This window comes from Mailhella massiliensis, from assembly GCF_900155525.1.
Lineage (GTDB): Bacteria > Desulfobacterota > Desulfovibrionia > Desulfovibrionales > Desulfovibrionaceae > Mailhella > Mailhella massiliensis.
In genome coordinates, this window is record NZ_LT706945.1 from 155,041 (window position 1) to 176,112 (window position 21,072).

Here is a 21,072-nt window from a genome sequence, read left to right on the forward strand (position 1 = left end):
TTGAACACAGGCTCACGGAACGCTCTGCACAAGAGGGCGCTTCGTGTGAAAAACGGGGCCTTACGGCCCGGAAACATGGCGCGCGTCCCGAAATAGCGGGGAAGCGGCAAAGAGACGCAGGACGGCGGCAGAAACCGTCATACGGGCGATGTCCCGCCGTCTGCCCGCCGTGCGGGGGAAAGGAGCACGGCGGGCAGACGGCGGGAAATTCCTTACAATGTTTAAACTCGAAAACCCGTCCGCCGCCGAAGCGGGAGACGGGATCGAGCCTTTGCCTGAAAGACCTTACTTGCCCAGCTTCTTGAGGAGGGTGCGCACGGTGTCGGACAGTTCGGCGCCCTTGCCGACCCAGGCCTGGAGCTTGTCGTTGTCGATGCTCAGGGTGCCGGGGTTGGTGTTGGGGTTGTAGTAGCCCAGGAATTCCAGCGGGCGACCGTCGCGGCGGCTGTCGCTGTTGATAGCCACGATGCGGTAGAAGGGGCGCTTCTTGGAACCAGAGCGGGTCATTCTCACTTTAACAGACATATCTCACTCCTGATAGGGGATAGGCAGCGGGGCTACCTTTTTTTGTTTTTGCGTTTCTGCTTGTCGCGTTTCTTCTTGGTAGCGGACTTTCCGCTGCCAGGTATTCCGGGCACGCCGCCGGGAAGCGCCGGCATGCCGCCCATTCCGGGCAGTCCGCCCATGCCGGGCAGACCACCCAAGCCCGGCATGCCGCCCATGCCGCCCAGGCGGTTCATCATGCCCTGGGGAATACGGGGCATACGTTTGCCGGGCTGCATCATGGACTGCATCATTTTTTTCATCTGCTCGAACTGGCGCAGAAGCGTGTTCACGTCCTGCACCTGGGTGCCCGAACCCTTCGCTATGCGGGCTCTGCGGCTTCCGTTGATGATATCGGGGTTGCGGCGTTCCTGACTGGTCATGGAGTTCAGGATGGCTTCCGTCTTGTTCAGTTCCTTTTCGTGGCCGCTCATGTCCCCGAGCTTGCCGGCGAGACCGCCGAGACCGGGGATCATCTTTACGAGCGATTCCAGGGAACCCAGCTTGCGCATGTGGCGCATCTGGGTACGGAAGTCCTCCAGGTCGAACTTGGCCTTCTGCATCTTTCTGGCGAGAGCTTCGGCCTCTTCGGCCTCCATTTCGCTCTGCGCCTTTTCCAGCAGGGTGAGCACGTCGCCCATGCCGAGGATGCGGCCCGCAACACGGTCGGGATGGAACACTTCCATTTCGGAAAGCTTTTCGCCCATACCGACAAATTTTACCGGCGCGCCCGTGACGGATTTGATGGAGAGAGCAGCGCCGCCTCTGGCGTCGCCGTCCATCTTGGTGAGAACCACGCCCGTGATGCCGAGATGGTCGTTGAACGACTCGGCGACGGTAACGGCGTCCTGACCGGTCATGGCGTCGGCCACGAACAGGATTTCCTGCGGATGCACCGCGCCCTTGATGGCGACGAGTTCCTGCATGAGAGGTTCGTCCACATGGAGGCGGCCCGCGGTGTCGATGATGACCACGGTGCACTGCTTCGCCTTTGCGTCCTCCACGGCCTCACGGGCGATGTCCACCGGGTTCATGTCCACGGTGGATTCGAAGCAGGGGATGTCGAGCTGCTTTGCCAGCGTGCGGAGCTGATCGATGGCGGCGGGGCGGTACACGTCGGCGGGAACAAGATAGGGGCGCATCTTCTGCTTGCGGAGAAGAAGCGCCAGCTTGCCCGAGGAGGTGGTTTTACCCGAACCCTGCAGGCCCGTCATGAGGATGACCGCAGGCTGCGCGCCCTGAAGCTTCAGGCCGGTGTCGTCGCCGCCGAGCAGCTTGACCAGCTCGTCGTGCACGACCTGTATGACCTGCTGTGCGGGCGTGACGCCCTTCATGACCTGCACGCCGAGCGCGGCCTCGCGCACGCGATCCACGAATTCCTTGACGATCTTGAAGTTCACGTCGGCTTCGAGAAGCGCGAGGCGTACTTCACGCAGAGCGTCCTGGATGTTGGATTCCGTGAGCTGGGCGCGGCCGCTGAGATTGCGGAATACGCCGGTGAGTCGGTCTGTCAGGCTTTCAAACATCGTCTTTCCTGTTCTTATGACTTGGAACTAAGAACCGTTACGCAACTTTTCCCTTCAAGTCAAGTTTAACTTGGCCGCCGGGGCCTTCCTTCATTTCTCCGCCTTCTTGCCTCTTGCCCTTGCGCGCGGGGGCGGGTATCGTAGCGCTTCCCAGGGAAAACCTCTTTCAGGAGCCGTCATGTCTGTCATCATGGGAACCGCCGGGCACATCGACCACGGCAAGACTTCGCTCATCAGGGCGCTTACGGGTATAGATTGCGACCGCCTCGGCGAAGAGAAGCGCCGCGGCATCACCATTGAACTGGGTTTTGCCTATGTGGATCTCCCGGGCGGCGAACGCATGGGCGTTGTGGACATGCCCGGGCATGAGCGCTTCGTGCGTACCATGGTGGCCGGAGCCTCGGGCATCGATTTCGTGCTGCTCGTCATTTCCGCCGACGAGGGCGTCATGCCGCAGACGCGCGAACACCTGGAAATCTGCACGCTTCTGGGCGTGCGCCACGGTATTGTGGCTCTGACCAAGATCGACATGGTGGATGCCGACATGCTCGAACTCGCCACCGAAGACGTGCGGGATTTTCTGAAGGGGACCTTTCTGGAAGGCGCGCCCATATTCCCCGTGTCCTCCGTCACCGGTCAGGGACTTGATGCCCTGCGCGCAGCCATAGCCGAGCAGAGCCGCCGTCAGGTACGCCGCAGATCCGACTTGTTCCGGCTTCCGGTGGACCGCGTGTTCTCCCTCAAGGGGCACGGCACCGTGGTCACGGGGACGCTGGTTTCCGGCTCCGCCGCCTGCGGCGACGAGGTGGAGCTTCTGCCGAGCGGCAGGCGCTCCCATATCCGCAGCATACAGAGCCACGGCCAGGGGCAGGAAACGGCCGAGGCCGGACACCGTATTTCCCTGAATCTGCACGGACTTGCCGTGGAGGACATAAGCCGCGGCGACGTGGTCACCCATGTGGGAACCATGAAGAATTCCAAGCGCTGGATTGTGGAGCTGACGTGCCTCAAATCTTCTCCCCGCGGTCTCCGGCACAGGGGCGAGGTCCATTTCCATCACAGCGCAAGAGAGCTTGCGGCCCGTTTGTATTTTTACGACCGCGACCGCCTCGAACCCGGCGAAACCGCTCTGGCGGAGGCGCATTTTTCCGAACCCGTGGCCGGCGTTTTCGCCGACCGCTGCATCATACGCGCCTTTTCTCCCCTGCGTACCGTGGCGGGCGGCTCCATCCTTTATCCTCTGGATACGGCTCCGCGCCGCAGCCATATCGACGAGACCATGCGCGGGAGGCTGCTTGCCCTGCCCGAGGCCGATGCGGAAACGCGCACGGCCGTGCAGCTGGAGCTTTCCGGGCGCTTCGGCGCAACGCTTTCCGACCTTTCCATTCTTACCGACCTTTCGGGAAAGCAGCTTGAGAAGCAGCTTTCCGCCATGTCCGGCAAGGGCGGAGCCTTCTGCTGGGACAAGGATGCGAAGTGCTGGATTTCCCCGGTGTGGCTGGAACGGCTCATGGCACGCGCTCTTGCCGCCACAGAGGCCTTTCACAAAAAGAATCCCCTGGAACACGGTATGGCCAAGGGCGTTATCCTTTCGGGCATGGGCGCGGGCGTGCCCCCCAAGCTTGCGCATTATGTGCTGGAGAGGCTCCTGCGTTCGGGCCGACTCATGGCCGAGGGCGAGCTGCTCCGCCTGCCGGAACACAAAGTTTCTCTGGCGGACGATCAGCAGGCTTTGAAGGAGGCGCTTTTAAAGGCGCATCAGGCCTCGCCCCTCATGCCGCCGAATCATACCGAGCTTTTCGCGGAACTCGGCATAAGCGCGCGGCAGGCGCAGCCCATATTCAAGCTGCTGGTGGGAGAAGGCTCTCTTGTGAAGATCAAGGAAGACCTCTACTACCTTTCCTCCGTGATGGAGGAACTCCGGCAGAAGGTGCGCGACTTCCTGCTCGCCCATGCCGAAATCACCCCGGGCGACTTTCGCGATATTTCGGGTATCTCCCGCAAGAACGGCATCGCCCTTCTGGAGCATTTCGACAAGGAGCAGCTCACCATGCGCGTAGGCGACAAGCGTGTGCTGCGCGGCAGGAGTGCGTGACATGGCGGTCGTGGTGGCCCTTGATTTTGAAACATCCGACAAATACGCCGACAGCGCCTGCGCGCTGGGGATGGTCCGCATGGAAAACGGGCGCGTGGTGTCGGACTGGTACAGCCTCATACGGCCGCCCCGTTCCCGCGTGTATTTTACCGAGATACACGGGCTTACCTGGGAGATGCTCAAAGACCGGAAGAGCTTTGCCGAGCTGTGGCCGGACATGGCGGCCTTCATGCAGGGGGCGGAACTTTTTGTGGCGCACAATGCGACTTTCGACAGACGTGTGCTCCATGGCTGCTGCCGTGCTTTCGGCCTCATTCCGCCTTCCGCGCCCTTCGTCTGTACGGTAAAGGGTTCGCGGCGCAGACTCCGTCTGCCGCATCACAGGCTGAACGATGTGTGCGATTACCTCGGCCTGGAGCTGGATCATCACAATGCCGCTTCCGACGCCATGGCTGCGGCGCGTATCTACCTGTATCTGCGCTCGATCGGCATGACGGATGAGGAGATGATGCTCAAGGAGAAAGGTTAGGCCGGCGACGTGGATATCTTCATGTCCGACCGTTTCCGGGAAAGAAACGCCGGACGTCTTGCCCTTGCGCGGCGGCGGGCCTATAGTGAAGAAAGTGAAGATGCTGTGAGGTTGCCATGATTATAGAATGTCCTTCCTGCCGTTTCCGTCGCGATGTGCCCGATGCCTCCATCCGCCCCGGCAAAAAATATAAAGTGACCTGCCCGCGCTGTTCCGGCGTATTCCATTTTTCTCTGCCGGAAGAGGGAGAGATTCCGCCTGCGGAACCGGTGGCGGAAAGCGTATCTTCCCCCCGCGCGGAGGCTCCTTCCTCCCCTGCGCGCGAGGAAGCTCCCGCAGCGGAACACAGGGCGCAGGTTCCGCACCTTTCCACGGAACAGGAAGGCGACGACCCCCTTCCTCCCGGTGCGCAGATTCCCGAGTTCGACAAGGAGGAACCCGCCGGTCCCAGGGAGGAAAAGCCCGAGGAAAAACCGGTTCAGCACAAGCCTTCCGGCTTCTGGGAACACTGGCAGAGCATACGGGAGCATGTGCGCGAGTATGACGAGGGGCGAGAGGAAGATGCCTCCCGCAGCGACGGCCGCCCTGAAGGCGCCCCCTGGGAAAGCCCGGAGTATTACGGATTCTGGGGCAGTTTTTCGCGTACGCTCCTCGGCGTGCTTTTTCATGCGCCGGACTTCTTCCGTCATGTGCGCTGCAGCTTCTCCGTCATCCGTCCCATTCTTTTCTATGTGCTCCTGAGTCTTTTCCAGATGCTTGCCTCCCGTCTGTGGTCCATGAAGTTTCTGCAGGAACTCACCACCACGGCCACGGACCCGCAGGTGCTTGCCATGGCCGAGACGCTCATGCGGAGCATGAACCTGCCGCTCATGCTGCTGGTCACGCCGTTCTTTTCCATTTTCCAGGCCGTGATTCTGGCGGGCCTTTATCATCTGATGATCCGCATGGTGCAGCCCGACAGGGCGGATTTCGCCACCACGCTGCGCGTGGTGTGCTACAGTGCTGCTCCGCTCGTGTTCTGCATCGTGCCCATGGTGGGGAGCTTCATCGCCTCCGTCTGGTTCGTGGCGGCGGCGTTCATCGGCTGCAAGTTCGCCCTGCGCCTTTCCTGGGTGCGTACCGTGCTGGCGCTTCTGCCTCTGTATATTCTGGAATTTGCGCTGGTTTCCCAGATTCCCGCCTTCATGGCCGGGATGTGATGTTGCCTGCAAAAAGAAGGCGGAGCCTGAGGCTCCGCTTTTTTTTGCATTACGGCGGAAAAGGGAGACAGGGAAGCGGAAGATGCGGCGGCAGGTATGCCGAGTTTCGGCGGCGAGCTTTTCTTGTTGCTTCCCGGGGAGGATGAGGCGCAGGATGCAGGCTGTTCCGCGCCCGGGCTTTCTGCCGGGCATAAGTTCATAAGCAGAAAACGGCCTTTCCGGTGATATTGCAGGTACGCCGTGCTTGCCCGAGAAGCTGCGGAAGGTACGGTCTTTTTGGGGAATCCTTCTATGAAAAGAATCCCAGCACCTTCAGAATCAGCAGGCAGAAGCCGAGCATGATCAGGCAGGACAGCGTACAGAGAAGAGACGCGAGCAGTTTCATGGCGTAGTCGGCAGGGCACGGGGTGCGGAAAATGTTTTGCGCCCCGGAGGGGCTGCTTTTGGGAAAAAAACGGCGGACGCATGGCCGCCCGCCGGAACCACATGATCTGACGGCGTGTTATTTTCCTCCGCGTCTTATGGCCGCCCGGTACTCGCGTACGGCGCGGTTGTGCTCGGTAAGGCTCTTGGAGAAGGTGTGCCCTTTGTCGCGCCCCGTGGCCACGAAGTAGAGGTATTCATGTTTTTCCGGCTGGAGGGCAGCCTTCAGCGCGGGAGCGCCGAACGAGCAGATGGGGCCGGGAGGAAGGCCCGGATTCTGATAGGTGTTGTAACGGTTATGGACGTTTTCCAGGTCCTTGCGGAGCAGCGGCCCTTCAAAGCTGCGTCCCAGTCCGTAGATGACGGTGGGATCGGCCTGAAGGAGCATACCGCGTTCCAGCCTGTTGACGTACACGCCTGCCACGCGGGCGCGTTCCTCGGGAACGCTGGTTTCCTTTTCCACGATGGAGGCGAGGGTGACCAGCCTTCTGAGTTCGGCGGAAGAGGGCCGTTTTTTGTCCGGCCAGAGCCTGTCCGCTCTCTGCCAGAACATTTCCACCAGACGGTTGGCCACGGCGCGGGCGGCCTCCTTGTTCATGTCGCGCGGGTGGGGAAGAAGATAGGTTTCCGGGAAGAGAAATCCCTCGGCGGATTCGAAGGGAATACCCCAGTGGCGGAGAAATTCCGGGTCGTGAATGACGGAGGTGAAGTCCGAAGCCTTGCAGAATCCGCCTTTTTCCACAAGTTCCGCCACATCCCACCAGGGCAGGCCTTCGCGTATGGTCAGCCGGTAGAGCATGGCCTTGCCGGAAACCAGCATGTCCAGCACCTTTTCCGGCAGCCATCCGGTATGTACCAGAAAGCGCCCGGCCTGAAGGCTGCGGCTTTTTTCCTTGTATCTCGTCAGAAGCTGGAAGCGCAGGGAATTGGTGATCACCCCTTCCTTTTCCAGCATGTCGGCCACCTGTGCCAGCGTCATGCCCGGCTCTATGTCCACGATGAGGCTTTTGCCCGGCGTTTCGGGAGCGGAGTTCAGGAAGGTGCGCGCGTCGTGCCATACATAAAGGCCCGCGCAGAAAAGCATCAGAAAGAGAAAGACAAGAATGTTGCGCAGCGTATGCCGTTTTTTCCCGGCAGGAGAGGGCGGCGTGCCCGGAGCTTCCTCCGGCGGGGTCTGCCCCTGCGGGACTTCGTGGCGTTCTTCCGGGGTGGGCTGTTCCTGACTCATGCCCGCAGTCTCCTTTCTTCCGGCTGATCGAGGAAGCTTTCGAGAATAAGAACGGCGGCCTGCTGATCCACCACTTTTTTCACTTCCCGGTAGCCCATGCCGAAATCGTAAAGTTCATGTTCCGCAGCCGCGCTGCTCAATACCTCATTCATCCAGTACACGGGCAGCGCCGTACGTCGCTTCAGCGATTCCACGAAGTGGCGCACCTGCACGGTGGTGAGGCATTCCGTTCCGTCGGTGTACAGGGGCAGTCCCACGACAATGGCCCCGGCCTTTTCCTCTTCCAGAAGAGCCAGAAGCTCGGCGAAGAAGGCCGCCTTGGTTTCCCTTTTCAGGGTGCAGCGGGGAAAGGCAAAGTGTCCGTCCATATCGGAAACGGCAATGCCCACACGTTTGAGACCGTAATCGATGGCAAGGTATTTCATGGCGTCACAAGGTCAGTATGCCGGGGAAAACGACATGGAGAATCGCCGCGATGACGCTCACGCATAAAAGTGCCCAGATACCGGCCAGAACATCGTCGATCATGATGCCCCAGCCGGCGGGAAGCCAGCTTTCCGAAGCATGTACGGGCCACGGCTTGAGAATGTCGAAGAAACGGAAGAAGAGAAAGGGAACCATGAGGAAGAGGATGTCCTTTCCTGTGGAGGAAAGGGAAAAGCTTCCCAGGCAGAGCATACTTATCCACTGTCCGACCAGTTCGTCGATGACCACGCAACCGGGGTCCTGCCTGCCGAGCAGAATTTCCGCACGGGAGGCGGCAAGCGCCCCCACCACGAAAAGCAGCGCCAGCACCGCGAGACGCCACGGCAGCGTCAGGGGAAGGTAGACGAAAGGTGCGAGGACGACGGCAAGAAAGGAACCCGCCGTGCCGGGCGCCCAGGGGGAAAGTCCGGCCGGGCCGAGACGGGAAAAATGCAGAACCGCTTTATCGAAAAAAGTCATGACCGCTCCTGAATGGCCGAAGTTTATTTCAGGATAGAAGCTCCCGCTTCTCTTGGCAAGAGGATGCGAAAGAGCGGGAAAAGCCGTTTTTGCAGAAAGCAAGCCAAGGTTTTCCTTGTCTTCTTTTCCCTGTGCTGGTACGAAAGAGGCGTGCCCGGGTGGCGAAACTGGTATACGCAAGGGACTTAAAATCCCTCGCCCGCAAGGGCTTGCGGGTTCGATCCCCGCACCGGGTACCAAATAATAAGTAGCATGTTGGCGTATGAGGTAGGAAAAAGCCTGATACGCCAACACTTTTTTAAAATCTGATTGTCGCGGATGGTAGTCGGAAGCAGCCTTGTGTCGTGCAAAAAACTTGGTATATTCCTTGGTACGGTTTTCAGGTGCCAAGATAAGGCGTTTATCTGGTACCAAGTTTTGCCCTGAAAAGGGGCAAAATTCATGCAGAAAAAGAAGGAAAATTTCATATATCACAATAAAAACAGCATGATATATGAAAGAAAAATACCAAAGAGGGAAACGATATGCCGCTGAGCGACGCCGAAATCCGGGCAGGTGCCCGGAAAGGTACCAAGGGCCGCAAGTCTGACGGCGGGGGCCTTTATATTCAGGACTGGCGATATTGGCGCATGGCGTACACGTTCGACGGAAAGCAGAAGACGCTTGCCTTCGGCGTGTACCCAGATGTTTCCTTGCAGATGGCGAGGGAGCGGCGGGCGGAGGCAAAGAAACTTCTTGCTCTCGGTGTTGACCCCGGAGAGGAGAAAAAGCGCCGCAAGGAAGAGGCAAGGCAGGAAGCCGCCGGAGCAAGAACCTTTGAAAGCGTGGCGCGGGAATGGCTGGAACAGAGTAACCGGACGGGGGAAGTAAAGGCCATCACGGAAAAGCGCAAGCGGTATATCCTTGAGCATTACCTTATTCCGGCGCTTGGTTCCCTTGCTTTTTCCTCTTTGAATCGTTCCATGCTGAGGACGTTGCCCATACTCAAAGAGCACGAAAAGGCGGGGCACTTGGAGACGGTGAAACGCATGGTGCGGATGATTCAGGCGGTGTGTCGGTTCGCCGTTCAGAACGAAATCCGGGATGATGACCCGTCCGCTTTCCTCGGCGGCTGCTTTATGAGGCCGAAAGTTACCCACAGGGCGGCAATCTTGGAAGAAGGCCGATATCAGGAGCTGATAAAGGCCCTGTACCGATACACGACGGAAAGCGCCTCTCTGTACTATGCCTTGCAGCTTATGCCCATGCTGTTTACGCGAAACTCGGAACTGTGCCATGCGGAATGGGCGGAAATCGACCTCGGCGCGGGCGTGTGGACGATTCCGGCAAGTCGGGCAAAGATGAATCGGCCCTTTGTCATTCCTCTGCCGGTGCAGGCGCGGCAAATCTTCCGGGAGCTTTACGCTGTGGGCCGGAAGCGCCGGTATGTGTTTGAAAGTTCCCGGTCGAAAACAGGGCATATCCGCATAGAATCGCTTTCCCTCGCCCTGCGCACGCTCGGCTTTCCCGGCGATGAAATGACGGTGCACGGCTTCCGGTCGAGTGCCGTTTCCTTTCTGATTTCCAAGTTCCATTATCCCAAAGACGTGACGGAGGCCGCGCTTTCTCATGTGCCGGGCGTGCCTCTCGGTGATACCTATATCCGCACGGATTACCGGGAAGAGCGCAAGGAAATGTTGCAGAAGTGGGCGGACTACCTCGACACGCTCCGGGGGCGGCCCGTGCTGTAGGATTTTTTCCCCACGTTTCACCCCGGGGAAACATAGTGGGCTATATGTGTTTTGCCGGACAGTTTTTCAGGCCCGTTGCCGAAAGGTGACGGGCTTTTCTTTTGACAGAATCAGGCAAGAAAAAACGCGCCCCGGTTCGGCAAAAATCAAAGCCCATTTCTAGGCGTTCCTGAAAACACACAGAAAAAATCAGCGCTGCGTTTACCGGATGACAAATGTACCGGGGCGAGCGGGGCACCGGGGCGCGACTATGAAATCATTGGAGAATCTCCGCCCCGGTATCTTTTAGATACTGGGGCGAAAAGCGGGGCGAACCGGGGCAAAGCGGGGTGCGGCCCGTTTTCTTCATGTTCGGACTACCAACTTTTTGCAGAAGAAACGGGGCACCGGGGCGGAGGTGATGTTTCCGCATGGCCGGGAGAGCGTCCTTTTCTGTGCCTGCCGGTATGAAGATTCAAGAGAAATAGGCAATTTTTTGTTTTGCCCGGAACAATTTCTGGCGTACTTGTCGGCGGTGTTTTCCCTGATGATGAATACACCGCGCTGGCATGGCGTAGTAGCCTTTAGCAGGCTTTGGTATTCTGGAGGACAAGTATTTTTTTTGAAAATCAGGGCAATGTTTCATGCATCGGGGAAGTTTCCGACCGTGAGCGGGGCGTACAGGTGCCGCATACGCAATGCTTTCCGGGGATGCCTCAAGGTGAGACGTGCCGCCGCTTTCATGGAAGGACGGAAGCGCAATAACCAGCGTATTCCTACAATAACCTACAAATTCCCACAAAATTTCTTGTAACTTGAATTAGTTGCGGAAATTATGCTAACATTTCCCCGTCTATGGTTCGGCGTAGTAGCAAAAAAACGAGAGGTGCGAAGATGACGAAGGAAAGCAGAGTTTCGGAAATGCCTTTTCCCCATGTTCTGAGAGCCAAGCAGGCGGCGGCCTATCTTGGAATCCATGAAAAAACCGTGTGGCAATGGGCGAGGGAAGGGCGGCTGCCTCAGCCTATCCGGCAGGGAAGGCGCTGCTCCGTATGGAAGGTGGAAGACTTGGACGCCTATCTTGCCCGCTGTGCCAACGGCGGCGAGGCGTAGGGGCGCGGCATGACAAGAGAGAAAGTCGGCCTTTCCCCTGCCGGAGCCGGGTACCTCAGCGAAGGCGGGAGCGTGTTCACCTGCGCGGACTGCGGGTATTTCCGCGCGGTGCCCCTGCCTTCCGGCCATGTGCGGACGTTCTGCATATTCACCGGCGAAAAGGTGAAGCCTTCCCGGCCTGCCTGCTCTTTCCGCCTGACGTGCGGCGGCCCTGCGGCGTCTCTCCGTGCCGTGGGGGGCTTGACTCATGCCCGGCCGTGGGGCATGGTTGAGGCCCCTAACTACGATGGCCGTAACAGGCGGCTTGCCCTTGCCCCACAAGGTGCAGAAGTTCTGTCCATTCCTGCATATCATGCCCGTGCTGTATTCTGCGCGGTGCGTGCCTATATTGGCAGGGCGCAACGTCCGGGACGCCGTGAGGCCCCGGCGGCTTATCGTAGGCCGGGGAGCGTTGTTGCCCTGCCTCTTTTCTTTTAATCCCCAAACTACGAGGTATTTTCATGCACTGTGATTTCATCAACGGCTTGCCGGTCAGAACGGAAGAGCCGAAATTCATCCCTGCGGAAATCTCCGAAAATTTCCTGTCCGAACTTCTCAGCGTACAATATGGCTTGCGTTTTCTCGCCAAGGCCACAAGCGACTTTGAAGAGTTCGGCCATAACGGCGGCGAAGGCAGAAGAACGGGAAGAATTGTCGATGCGGAAGTGCTCTCCGGCGCGGCGTATGTCGCGCACCTTCTCAGCCTTCGCCTTGATTCTCTGATTGACGAGGTGAAGACTGATGACGACTAGCCTTCCCCTCTCTGCCGGTTCGGTATCCGTTCCCCGTGGCCGCCGCGCGGCCTTCCGTCCGCTTTCTGAAACAGCTCTTCTTCGGCTGGGTTCTGCACTTGTTTCCGTGGCTCTTGTCGGCACGATTGCTCTGTTTTTCTGGTTCGAGAGACAGGACGCGGAGCTTGCCGCCCACGGTATCCAGATTGAACGGATGACAGGGGAGGCGCGGGAATGAAGGGCAGGCAGTTTTCCCCCGCCGACATAAAGGAGCGGGCGCGGGCGATTCTCGAAAGAGCCGGGCTTGTGGTGGATGATATCGACCTTTCCGGCAGAACGGTTCCCTGCGGCACCACAAAAAAGCCGAACGGCACCGACGGCCGGTACAAGGTGCACGCGGACTTTCCGCCGACGGTCGGCTTTGCGAACTATCACAACGGCGGCGCGTGGCAGAACGTGCCCCTTTGGCAGAAGAGCGAACTTGCCGCCATGACTCGGGCCGAAAAGGACGCCCTGCGGGAGCGTATCCAGAAAGAGCGGAAGGAGGCGAAGGCCCGGAAGGAGAACGCCCAAAAAAGTGCCGCCGCGTATGCGTCCCGCACCTTTGCGGGCCTGCCGCCTGCCGGTGCCGGTAACGCCTATCTGAAAAGAAAGGGCGTGCCGCCGCTGGGCGAGGCGAGGCAGACCCCGGACGGGCGGCTTGCCCTTCCGGTGAAGAGTGCCGACGGTCGGCTTGTTTCCCTGCAATTCATCGGGGCGGACGGCAACAAGCGCTTCCTGAAAGGCGGGGAAAAGAAGGGCTGTTTCTTCTCCATTCCCGCCAAGGGCGGCGACGATTCCGGCCCGCTGCTCATTGCGGAAGGGTACGCCACGGCGGCAAGCGTGCGCCTCGCCACAGGGTACGCCGCGCTTGTGGCCTTTGATTCCGGGAATCTTCTGCCCGTTGCCAAGGCGGCGAGAGGGCTTTTTCCTCGCCGTGAAATCATCCTCTGCGCGGATAACGATGTTGACGGAAAAGGGCCGGACGGTTCCCCGTGGAATCCGGGCCGGGAAAAGGCGGAAGAGGCCGCGCGGGCCGTGGGCGGCAAGGTGGCCCTGTGCCCGGCCATAAACGGCCGTGCCGCCGACTTCAACGACCTGTTCACCAACACGGAAGACGGGCCGGAGCGGGTGCGCGTTATCCTAGAAAAGGCCCGGAAGGCGGGCGAGGGGTGCCCGGTTCCTGTCGGCTTCAAGCTGATACCGGAAGGCCCGCGCGCCGGGCTGTACAGTCTGGACGAAAAGAAGGACGGCGACATTCAGGAAACATGGCTGGGGCCGCCGTTGCGGGTGCTCGGATTCACGCGCGACGAAGACGGGCAGGACTGGGGAATATTCATGGAGTTCACCGACCCGGACAGAAAGACGCATACGCACGCCCTGCCGCGTTCCGCCCTGTCTCTTGAGGGCTGGGACTGGCACGCCGACCTTGCCTCCAAGGGATGGCTCGGCGACCCGGCCCACAAGCGGAAACTGGCGGCTTTCTTTTCGCGGTTGCGGCCGGTGTCGTTTTTTCGCTGTGTTCCGCGCGTGGGCTGGCACGGTAATGCCTTTGTCCTGCCGGACATGACCATAGGCGACACGGGCGCGGAAAAGGTGATTCTTCAGGCGGGCAGGCCGTCCCTCGGCTACCGGTGCGCCGGAACTCTGGACGCATGGCGGAACATGGCCGCCCTGTGCGTGGGAAATTCCCGGCTGGTGCTTTCCCTGTGCACGGCGTTTGCCGGGCCGCTCCTGAACATGGCCGGGCTTGAATCGGGCGGCTTCAACCTTGTCGGCGGTTCCAGCACGGGCAAGAGCACGGCGCAAAAGCTGGCCGCCTCCGTATGGGACGGGCCGGAGTTTGTGCGCTCATGGCGTACCAGCGACAACGGCCTTGAAGGGCTTGCCGCCATGCACAACGACACGGCCCTTATCATGGACGAAATGGGGCAGGCCGCGCCGAAAAACATTGCAGAGGCTGCCTATATGCTGGGCAACGGGCAGGGCAAGGCAAGAGCGGACAGGAACGGACACGCCCGCAAGGTGCAACGATGGCGGCTTGTGGTACTGAGTTCCGGGGAGGTGGGGCTTGCGGAAAAGCTGGCGGAAATCGGGATTCGCCCGCGTCCGGGGCAGGAGGTGCGGCTTGTGGACATTCAGGCGGACGCGGGGGCAGGCATGGGCGTAGTTGAGAATCTGCACGGCTTTTCTGATTCCGGGGCGCTGGTGCGGCATCTTCAGGATGAAGCGCGGACAAACTACGGCCATGCGGGGCGAAAGTTCCTTGAATATGTGACCGAACACGCCTCGGAGCTGGAAAAGGACGCACCGGAGGCCGTGCGCCTGTTCGTTTCTCAGGTATGCCCGGAGGACGCAAACGGACAGGTGAGGCGCGTTGCCCTGCGTTTCGGCCTGTGCGCCTTTGCCGGTATCGTTGCCGTAAAAAGCGGCGTTCTCCCGTGGGAGGAATCCGCCGCCGTGGAAGGCGTGAAGGCGTGCTTCCGCCAATGGTTGAAGGACAGGGGCACGGCGGGAGCCTCGGAAGACGCGGCCATTCTTCAGGCCGTGCGCCTGTTCATCGAAAAGAACGGCTCTTCCCGCTTTCAGGACATGGAGGCGGGAGACAGGGCGCAATGCATCAATCGTGTGGGGTTCCGCCGCACGCTGGAAGGGAAGACGGAATACATCGTTCTTCCCGGAAGTCTTCAGGAGGTGGCGGGCGGAGCATCGGCACGCCGGGCCGCCGTGGTGTTGAAGGCGGCGGGATGGCTGGAAACGGAGGCGGGAAGAAGCGCGACAAAGCGCGATTTGCCCGGCTTCGGCCGCGCCCGCTGCTATGTCGTGCGCCTGCCTGCCGATGAGGAACCGGAAGAGGCGGGCGTTTCGCAATGAACGGGCGGTCTGCCTTCGGGCAGGCGGTAACGCGGGGGAAAACATGGGGGAAGCTCTTTCTCTGTTCAGGCAGGCAATGAGGAAAACAGGCCGCGCGGCGGAGTCTGGCCGCACTCGGGGCGAAAATGTGCCGGAGAGAATACCGCCTCCGCCCATGCTTGCCCCGTTTGTGCCGGATTATGCCGCCTTCTGCCCGGGATACTATCGGAGCTGCGAGACGTGCCCGGACTATGTGAGGGAGGAAACGCTTTTTTGCGCGAGGTGGAACAGAACCTACCCGGAAAACGCCGTAGAACTGCCGTTTGATATGGAGGAGTTCTTGAAGGCGGCGGAAGAAGGGCGGGAAAAGGCGTATCTCTGGGAATGTGAGCACGGCGCAGGCAGGACGCCGGGCGCATGGTGGAACAATGCAGAAAAACGGAAGAGGTGAACACATGAAGGATGACGGCGACAATCTGCTGGAAAGTCTCCATTCTTGCATCATGGAAAAACTTGCGGGCGGCACGGACAGGGAAGAAGCGGAAAGAGTGGCGGCGGAAACGGTGGCCGCCGTGGCCTATGAGTTCGGCGGGCAACAGGTCTATTTCCCGCTGAAAAGCAAATACATCAGGCGGCTTGTCAGAAAGAGCTTTACCGGGAACAACGTGCCGGAACTGGTGCAGAGGTTCCGGCTTGCCCGTTCCACGATTTACGACATTCTCAAAGAATCGGACGGCGGGAAAAAGAAGAAAAGCAGGGCCGTGCCCCGGAGCGGGGCGCGCTCCGCCGCCGACGGCGAGGGCGTTTTTTAATCGTCGCTGTTTTCCATTTACCGGGAAGAAGTGAGATAAAAGGGGAAATATCAGGACGGGCAGGGCGTTGTTTCCTCGCCCTCTGCGGGCCGCTGCTGCGTGTTTTCGGCCGTTGCCTCCCTGCTCATGGAACCGGCAGAAAAAAGGCTCCGTCCTGAGCGTAGCGAAGGGCGGAGGCATTGCCGGTGCTCTCTGCCGGAAGGTGCCGCCGTGGCGGTGCCGTGCTCATGCCTCCGGGCATGGGCCGTGTTGCCCGACGTGCTCCGGCCCTGTGTTCCGGCTCCGTTTCTCCGGTGCGTGAGACGTTCGGCCGTCGGGGAGGCATGGCCGCCGCGTCTGCGTTTCCGGCCCTCGCCGCGTGCTCTTCCCGCTTTTCGCACTCAGCGCCGCCCACGGGCAAGGAATCGCCCGGCCATGACAAAGGACGGCCCCGGCAGAAAGAAGGCGCTGGCAGGCCGTGAGGCCGTGCGCTTGTGCCGTTGCCCTGCCGGAAGCGTGCCGCCGTGGCGGTGCCGTGCTCATGCCTCCGGGCCGCTGTTTGGGCCTGCGTCCGGGCGTGGGCCGTGTTCCCCGACGTGCTCCGGCCCTGTGTTCCGGCTCCGGTTTTCTCCGGGGCGTGAGACGTTCGGCCATCGGGGAGGCATGGCCGCCGCGTCTGCGTTTCGCCCCTCGCCGCGTGCTCTTCCCGCTGTTCGCACTCAGCGCCGCCCACGGGCAAGGAATCGCCCGGCCATGAGACAAAGGACGGCCCCGGCAGAAAGAAGGCGCTGGCAGGCTGTGAGGCCGTGCGCTTGTGCCGTTGCCCTGCCGGAAGCGTGCCGCCGTGGGGTGGTGTCGTGCTCATGCCTCTGGGCCGCTGTGTGGGCCTGTGTCCGGGCGTGGGCTGTGCTCCCCGGTGATTGCCGTGTCCTCTGGCCTTAGTGTTGCTCATCGGAACAGAAAATTGCCTGATTCTCTCACACCTTTACACCGGCAGGCACAGAAAAGGGAGTTGCCCCGACTATGCGGAAACATCATCTCCGCCCCGGTGCCCCGTTTTTTCTGCAAAAAGTTGGTAGTCCGAACATGAAGAAAGCGGGCCGCGCCCCGCTTTGCCCCGGTTCGCCCCGCTTTTCGCCCCAGTATCCAAAAGATACCGGGGCGGAGATTCTCCAATGATTTCATGGTCGCGCCCCGCTGCCCCGCTCGCCCCGGTACATTTGTCATCCGGTAAACGCAACGCTGATTTTTTTCTGTGTGTTTTCAGGAACGCCTAGAAATGAGCGTTGATTTTTGCCGAACCGGGGCACGTTTTTTCTTGCCTGATTCTGTTGTTTGTCAGTTCCGGCAGAAAGAAGGCTCGGGCAGACTGTGAGGCCGTGGGCCTGTGCCCTTGCCCTGCCGGAAGGTGCCGCCGTGGGGTGGTGCCGTGCTCATGCTTCCGGGCCGCTGTGTGGGCCTGCGCCCGGGCGTGGGCCGTGCTCCTCGGTGACTGCCGTGCCCTCTGGCCTTAGTGTTGTCCCATCGGAACAGAAAATTGCCTGATTCTCTCACACCTTCACACCGGCAGGCACAGAAAAGGGGCGCTCTCCCGGCCATGCGGAAGCATCACTTCCGCCCCGGTGCCCCGTTTTTTCTGCAAAAAGTTGGTAGTCCGAACATGAAGAAAGCGGGCCGCGCCCCGCTTTGCCCCGGTTCGCCCCGCTTTTCGCCCCAGTATCTAAAAGATACCGGGGCGGAGATTCTCCAATGATTTCATAGTCGCGCCCCGGTGCCCCGCTCGCCCCGGTACATTTGTCACCCGGTAAACGCAACGCTGATTTTTTTCTGTGTGTTTTCAGGAACGCCTAGAAATGAGCGTTGATTTTTGCCGAACCGGGGCGCATTTTTTCTTGCCTGATTCTGTTGTTTATCAGTTCCGGCAGAAAGAAGGCGCGAGCAGACTGTGAGGCCGTGGGCCTTGCCTTTGCCCTGCCGGAAGGTGCCGCCGTGGGGTGGTGCCGTGTTCATGCCTCCGGGCCGCTGTGTGGGCCTGCGTCCGGGCATGGGCCGTGTTTCCCGACGTGCTCCGGCCCTGTGTTCCGGCTCCGTTTTTCTCCGGTGCGTGAGACTTTCGGCCATGGGGAGGCATGGCCGCCGCGTCTGCGTTTCCGCCCCTCGCCGCGGGCGCTTCCCGTTGTTCGCACTCAGCGCCGCCCACGGGCACGGAATCGCCCGGCCATGAGACAAAGGGCGGCCCCGGCAGAAAGAAGGCTCTGGCATGAGGCCGTGCGCCTGTGCCTTTGTCCTGCCGGAAGGTGCAGCCGTGGCGTTGCCGTGCTCATACTTCCGGGGAAGGAAGTTTTCCGGCCCGTGTTGACTTCTCCCCCAAAAGGCCGAAAAATGACGAAATGGGGCAAAAAAGAGGGGTACCAATAAAAAATCTTGGTATATTTCTTGGTATCGAAGAAAAAATTATCTGAAAATATCTAGTAAAAACAAAATATTGTTTTTTGAATTGTAGTACCGCACCGGTACCACCATGAATTTCAAAGGCCTCATGTTCTTTTCCCAAGAGCATGAGGCCGTTATGTTTTCCGCCTTCCTGCGGGACGACTCCCTTCCTTCAGAACGTGCTTTCCGTTTTTCCGGGGAGTCTGCACCGGGTGAGGGTAGGACGTCCGCCATCCTCAGCCTCGGGAAAAAAAGGCGACATGCCCCATGGCTGTGAAATACGGTCAGGGAGGCATACCAAAGCGCGGGATGGTCGGGGGACGGTGTGGCAGCGTCAGGCTGGCCGATGTTACCAGTAGCGGTGCGGCGGAGGGGGCGGAGGACGGTGCTCGTGAGGATGAGGTTTTTTGCGGGGCTTGCGGTGGCCGGGCGGCGGAGGAGGCGGGGGCGCAACACAGCCGGCAAGCGACACGGCGGCCATGCCGCCCGTCAGCACAGTCGTCAGTCTGAGGAGAAAAGAACGTCTGGTCATCACTACCTCTTCAGTGAAAGCGGTTGATTCTGCGGAACTATGTTCGGGCTTAGGTTCAGGACTCATTAAATATAAAAGATGACAATGGCAGCGAGACAAATAGCCGAAAAGAACGTGTGGGCACAACGGTCATAACGCATGGCTATTCTGCGCCAATCCTTGAGTCGGCCGAACATGATTTCTATCTTGTGCCGCTGCTTATAAACCTCCTTGTCATAGGCCACCGGAGTTTTCCGGCTGTGTCTGCCGGGAATACACGGCGTGATTCCTTTACGGGACAAGGCATGACGAAACCAGTCGGCATCATAGCCTCTATCCGCCAGAAGCTCCCCGGCCTGCGGCAGAGTATCAAGCAGGACAGCAGCGCCTTTGTAGTCGCTCACCTGACCGCCGGACAGATGGAAGGCCAACGGTTGACCGAAGGCATTGCAGACAGCGTGGAGTTTTGAATTCAGGCCGCCTTTTGTGCGTCCGATACATCGGGAAAGGCCCCTTTTTTCAGCAAACTTGCTGCTGTCCTGTGTGCCTTGAGATGTGTGGCATCAATCATCAAGCGTGTTGTGGAGCCGTTTTGCTCAACAAGCTCCGCAAAAATCCTGTTAAAGACACCCAATCGGCTCCAGCGGATAAAACGATTGTAGAGAGTTTTGTATGGTCCATACTCGCGCGGAGCATCTTTCCATTGCAGGCCGTGCTTGATGACATAGATAATGCCGCTGACGACACGCCTGTCATCGACTCTCGGAATGCCATGGGAACGAGGAAAGTAGCGTTTGATACGAGCAATCTGTTCATGAGAAAGATAAAAAAGTTCCTTCANAATCCTGTTAAAGACACCCAATCGGCTCCAGCGGATAAAACGATTGTAGAGAGTTTTGTATGGTCCATACTCGCGCGGAGCATCTTTCCATTGCAGGCCGTGCTTGATGACATAGATAATGCCGCTGACGACACGCCTGTCATCGACTCTCGGAATGCCATGGGAACGAGGAAAGTAGCGTTTGATACGAGCAATCTGTTCATGAGAAAGATAAAAAAGTTCCTTCATGGCATCCTCCCTATGCCGACAATAAGAACTTTTTACCCTTTTGGCAATTAATGAGTCCTGAGCCTAGCACAGATGTGAAGCTTGTCAATCGGTTCAGGGCGGAAGGTCCTCCCGCCTTTTCCCTGAAGCGGGGACGGGCTCTGCGCGCTTTTCAGAAACAGGCTCGCGCCGTGTTCCGTACGCTTTTCTCTGTGGACCTGCATGAGGCAAAGGCCGGACTGGTCATGCAGGGAAAAGGTGCAGAACGCGCGCTAGCAGAAAAGAAGCCCCTTTTCCTGCCAGAGGAGAAGGAGCTTCTTTTTTATTCCGGTTTGTCGTCGTAGGTGCCTTCCACGGCGTGGATGAGGTCCACGACGAGGGAATTGTAGGGGGTGGGCACGCCGTAAAGCTTGGCCTGTTCCACCACGGCGCCGTTGATCTTGTCGATTTCCGTTTTGCGGCGGTTCTTGCGGTCCTGATACATGCTGGCGTAGCCGTTGGGAACGGCTTCGCAGACCTTGCGCACGCTTTCCAGTGCCTCGCGGCGGTCGAAATAGGTGCCGTCGGCCTCCGCCACCATAACGCCTTCATAGATGATGCGTCTTGCGAAATCCCAGGCGTATTTGTTTTCTATCATGTACCCGATGCGGCATTCCAGCAGCGCGGAGAGCGTATTGATGGACATGTTCACGAAGAGCTTGCTCCAGATGATGCGCTGGATGTCGTCGCTGACGGTGACCTCAAAGCCGCAGTCTTCAAGAATGGCCGCCACCTTCCGGTCCTTGTCGCTGTCCTTGGCCATGGTGCCCAGAGTGGTTTCGCCGCTGCCGGTATGGCGGCAGGCGGCGGGGCCCGCGCCGACGCTGTTATGCTTGCTCGTACCGATGACGATGTTCTCCTTCGGCACGAAATGGGCGATGTCGCGGTCGTTTCCCGCGCCGTTCTGAAGCGTCATGACCAGAGTGTCGGGGCCGATGAGTCCCTGATTGGCTTCTATGGCGGCATAGGTGGCGGTGGATTTGACGAATACCACCAGAAGATCGGCAGGTTCGGAGCAGGTGCCGGAAAGGGCGGCCTTCATGGCGTAGTGATGGTCCGTGCCGTCCATTTCCGTGATGGTGACGCCCTTGGCGTTGATGGCCTCCACCTGCGGCGCGTAGGTGTCGACAAGAAGAACATCGTACTTTTTCGAAAGGTAGCAGCCGTACAGGCATCCCATGGCTCCGGCGCCGAGAACCGCAATTTTCATATAAAAAACCTCCATAAAGAACAGGCGGATATGTTGCCGCAGCCAGCATAGCAGAAAGCGCAGGCAGG

17 protein-coding genes, 1 tRNA gene and 1 pseudogene are annotated in these 21,072 nt (G+C 59.5%); 10 read left to right on the forward strand and 9 right to left on the reverse strand.

Going from position 1 to position 21,072, the window contains the following annotated elements:
• Window positions 1-285: 285 nt before the first annotated feature.
• Window positions 286-525 carry a 30S ribosomal protein S16 gene (gene rpsP / locus CZ345_RS05180; RefSeq protein WP_077072122.1) on the reverse strand — a complete coding sequence of 80 codons (240 nt, stop codon included), beginning with the start codon at window positions 523-525 and terminating at the stop codon, window positions 286-288.
• A gap of 32 nt (window positions 526-557) precedes the next feature.
• On the reverse strand, window positions 558-2,069 hold the full coding sequence (ffh, locus tag CZ345_RS05185) for a signal recognition particle protein (protein ID WP_077072123.1): 1,512 nt from the start codon (window positions 2,067-2,069) through the stop codon (window positions 558-560).
• A 178-nt stretch (window positions 2,070-2,247) separates the two neighbouring features.
• Here ffh and selB point away from each other — a divergent pair, with 178 nt between their 5' ends.
• From selB to CZ345_RS05200, 3 genes are all read left to right on the forward strand, one after another.
• Complete coding sequence (gene selB / locus CZ345_RS05190) at window positions 2,248-4,164, forward strand: selenocysteine-specific translation elongation factor (RefSeq protein ID WP_077072124.1); 1,917 nt, start codon at window positions 2,248-2,250, stop codon at window positions 4,162-4,164.
• Window position 4,165: 1 nt separating this feature from the next.
• Window positions 4,166-4,693: an exonuclease domain-containing protein gene (locus CZ345_RS05195; RefSeq protein WP_077072125.1), complete on the forward strand. Its 528-nt coding sequence runs from the start codon at window positions 4,166-4,168 to the stop codon at window positions 4,691-4,693.
• Between the two features lie 116 nt (window positions 4,694-4,809).
• Window positions 4,810-5,892, forward strand: a complete 1,083-nt coding sequence (locus tag CZ345_RS05200) for a YIP1 family protein (protein ID WP_077072126.1) — start codon at window positions 4,810-4,812, stop codon at window positions 5,890-5,892.
• A 502-nt stretch (window positions 5,893-6,394) separates the two neighbouring features.
• On the opposite strand, the gene mltG is transcribed toward CZ345_RS05200, so the two are convergent.
• From mltG to CZ345_RS05215, 3 genes are read right to left on the reverse strand one after another with little or no spacing between them, the layout of a single operon-like run.
• Window positions 6,395-7,543 (reverse strand): endolytic transglycosylase MltG, encoded by a 1,149-nt coding sequence (gene mltG / locus CZ345_RS05205; protein ID WP_077072127.1) that lies wholly within the window; start codon window positions 7,541-7,543, stop codon window positions 6,395-6,397.
• The gene (ruvX, locus tag CZ345_RS05210; RefSeq protein ID WP_077072128.1) at window positions 7,540-7,968 is read right to left on the reverse strand and encodes a Holliday junction resolvase RuvX; all 429 of its coding nucleotides are present in this window, start codon (window positions 7,966-7,968) and stop codon (window positions 7,540-7,542) included. Before ruvX ends, mltG begins: the two co-directional genes overlap by 4 nt.
• 4 nt (window positions 7,969-7,972) lie before the next feature.
• Window positions 7,973-8,488: a phosphatidylglycerophosphatase A family protein gene (locus tag CZ345_RS05215; RefSeq protein ID WP_077072163.1), complete on the reverse strand. Its 516-nt coding sequence runs from the start codon at window positions 8,486-8,488 to the stop codon at window positions 7,973-7,975.
• Between the two features lie 152 nt (window positions 8,489-8,640).
• On the opposite strand from CZ345_RS05215, the gene CZ345_RS05220 reads away from it, so the two are divergent.
• From CZ345_RS05220 to CZ345_RS05255, 7 genes are all read left to right on the forward strand, one after another.
• Window positions 8,641-8,727 (forward strand) — tRNA-Leu (locus CZ345_RS05220).
• Between the two features lie 285 nt (window positions 8,728-9,012).
• Entirely contained in the window at window positions 9,013-10,218 is a 1,206-nt protein-coding gene (locus CZ345_RS05225; protein ID WP_077072129.1) for a tyrosine-type recombinase/integrase, read from the forward strand.
• A gap of 873 nt (window positions 10,219-11,091) precedes the next feature.
• The gene (locus CZ345_RS05230; protein ID WP_162274934.1) at window positions 11,092-11,310 is read left to right on the forward strand and encodes a helix-turn-helix transcriptional regulator; all 219 of its coding nucleotides are present in this window, start codon (window positions 11,092-11,094) and stop codon (window positions 11,308-11,310) included.
• A gap of 500 nt (window positions 11,311-11,810) precedes the next feature.
• Window positions 11,811-12,101 (forward strand): hypothetical protein, encoded by a 291-nt coding sequence (locus CZ345_RS05235; RefSeq protein ID WP_077072130.1) that lies wholly within the window; start codon window positions 11,811-11,813, stop codon window positions 12,099-12,101.
• On the forward strand, window positions 12,091-12,318 hold the full coding sequence (locus CZ345_RS05240; RefSeq protein WP_077072131.1) for a hypothetical protein: 228 nt from the start codon (window positions 12,091-12,093) through the stop codon (window positions 12,316-12,318). Before CZ345_RS05235 ends, CZ345_RS05240 begins: the two co-directional genes overlap by 11 nt.
• A complete protein-coding gene (locus CZ345_RS05245) occupies window positions 12,315-14,993 on the forward strand; it encodes a DUF927 domain-containing protein (protein WP_083717142.1) in 2,679 nt (892 codons plus the stop codon). The genes CZ345_RS05240 and CZ345_RS05245 overlap by 4 nt, the downstream gene beginning before the upstream one ends.
• A 434-nt stretch (window positions 14,994-15,427) precedes the next feature.
• Window positions 15,428-15,784 (forward strand): Mor transcription activator family protein, encoded by a 357-nt coding sequence (locus CZ345_RS05255; protein WP_077072133.1) that lies wholly within the window; start codon window positions 15,428-15,430, stop codon window positions 15,782-15,784.
• A gap of 1,776 nt (window positions 15,785-17,560) precedes the next feature.
• Here the strand turns inward: CZ345_RS05255 and CZ345_RS16530 are convergent.
• The 4 genes and pseudogenes from CZ345_RS16530 to CZ345_RS05285 all read right to left on the reverse strand — a co-directional run bounded on the left by CZ345_RS16530 (window position 17,561) and on the right by CZ345_RS05285 (window position 21,004).
• Complete coding sequence (locus CZ345_RS16530; RefSeq protein ID WP_144277251.1) at window positions 17,561-17,773, reverse strand: hypothetical protein; 213 nt, start codon at window positions 17,771-17,773, stop codon at window positions 17,561-17,563.
• 1,020 nt (window positions 17,774-18,793) lie between these two features.
• Window positions 18,794-19,548, reverse strand: a protein-coding gene (locus CZ345_RS16165) for an IS5 family transposase (protein ID WP_204224230.1) whose coding sequence is annotated in 2 segments (ribosomal slippage) — window positions 18,794-19,215 and window positions 19,215-19,548 — 756 coding nt in all. Because the reading frame shifts where the segments join, the coding sequence is not laid out codon by codon here.
• A pseudogene (locus CZ345_RS16170) lies at window positions 19,549-19,776 on the reverse strand (transposase); the annotation flags it as partial.
• A 301-nt stretch (window positions 19,777-20,077) separates the two neighbouring features.
• Entirely contained in the window at window positions 20,078-21,004 is a 927-nt protein-coding gene (locus CZ345_RS05285; RefSeq protein WP_077072167.1) for a ketopantoate reductase family protein, read from the reverse strand.
• Window positions 21,005-21,072: the final 68 nt, after the last annotated feature.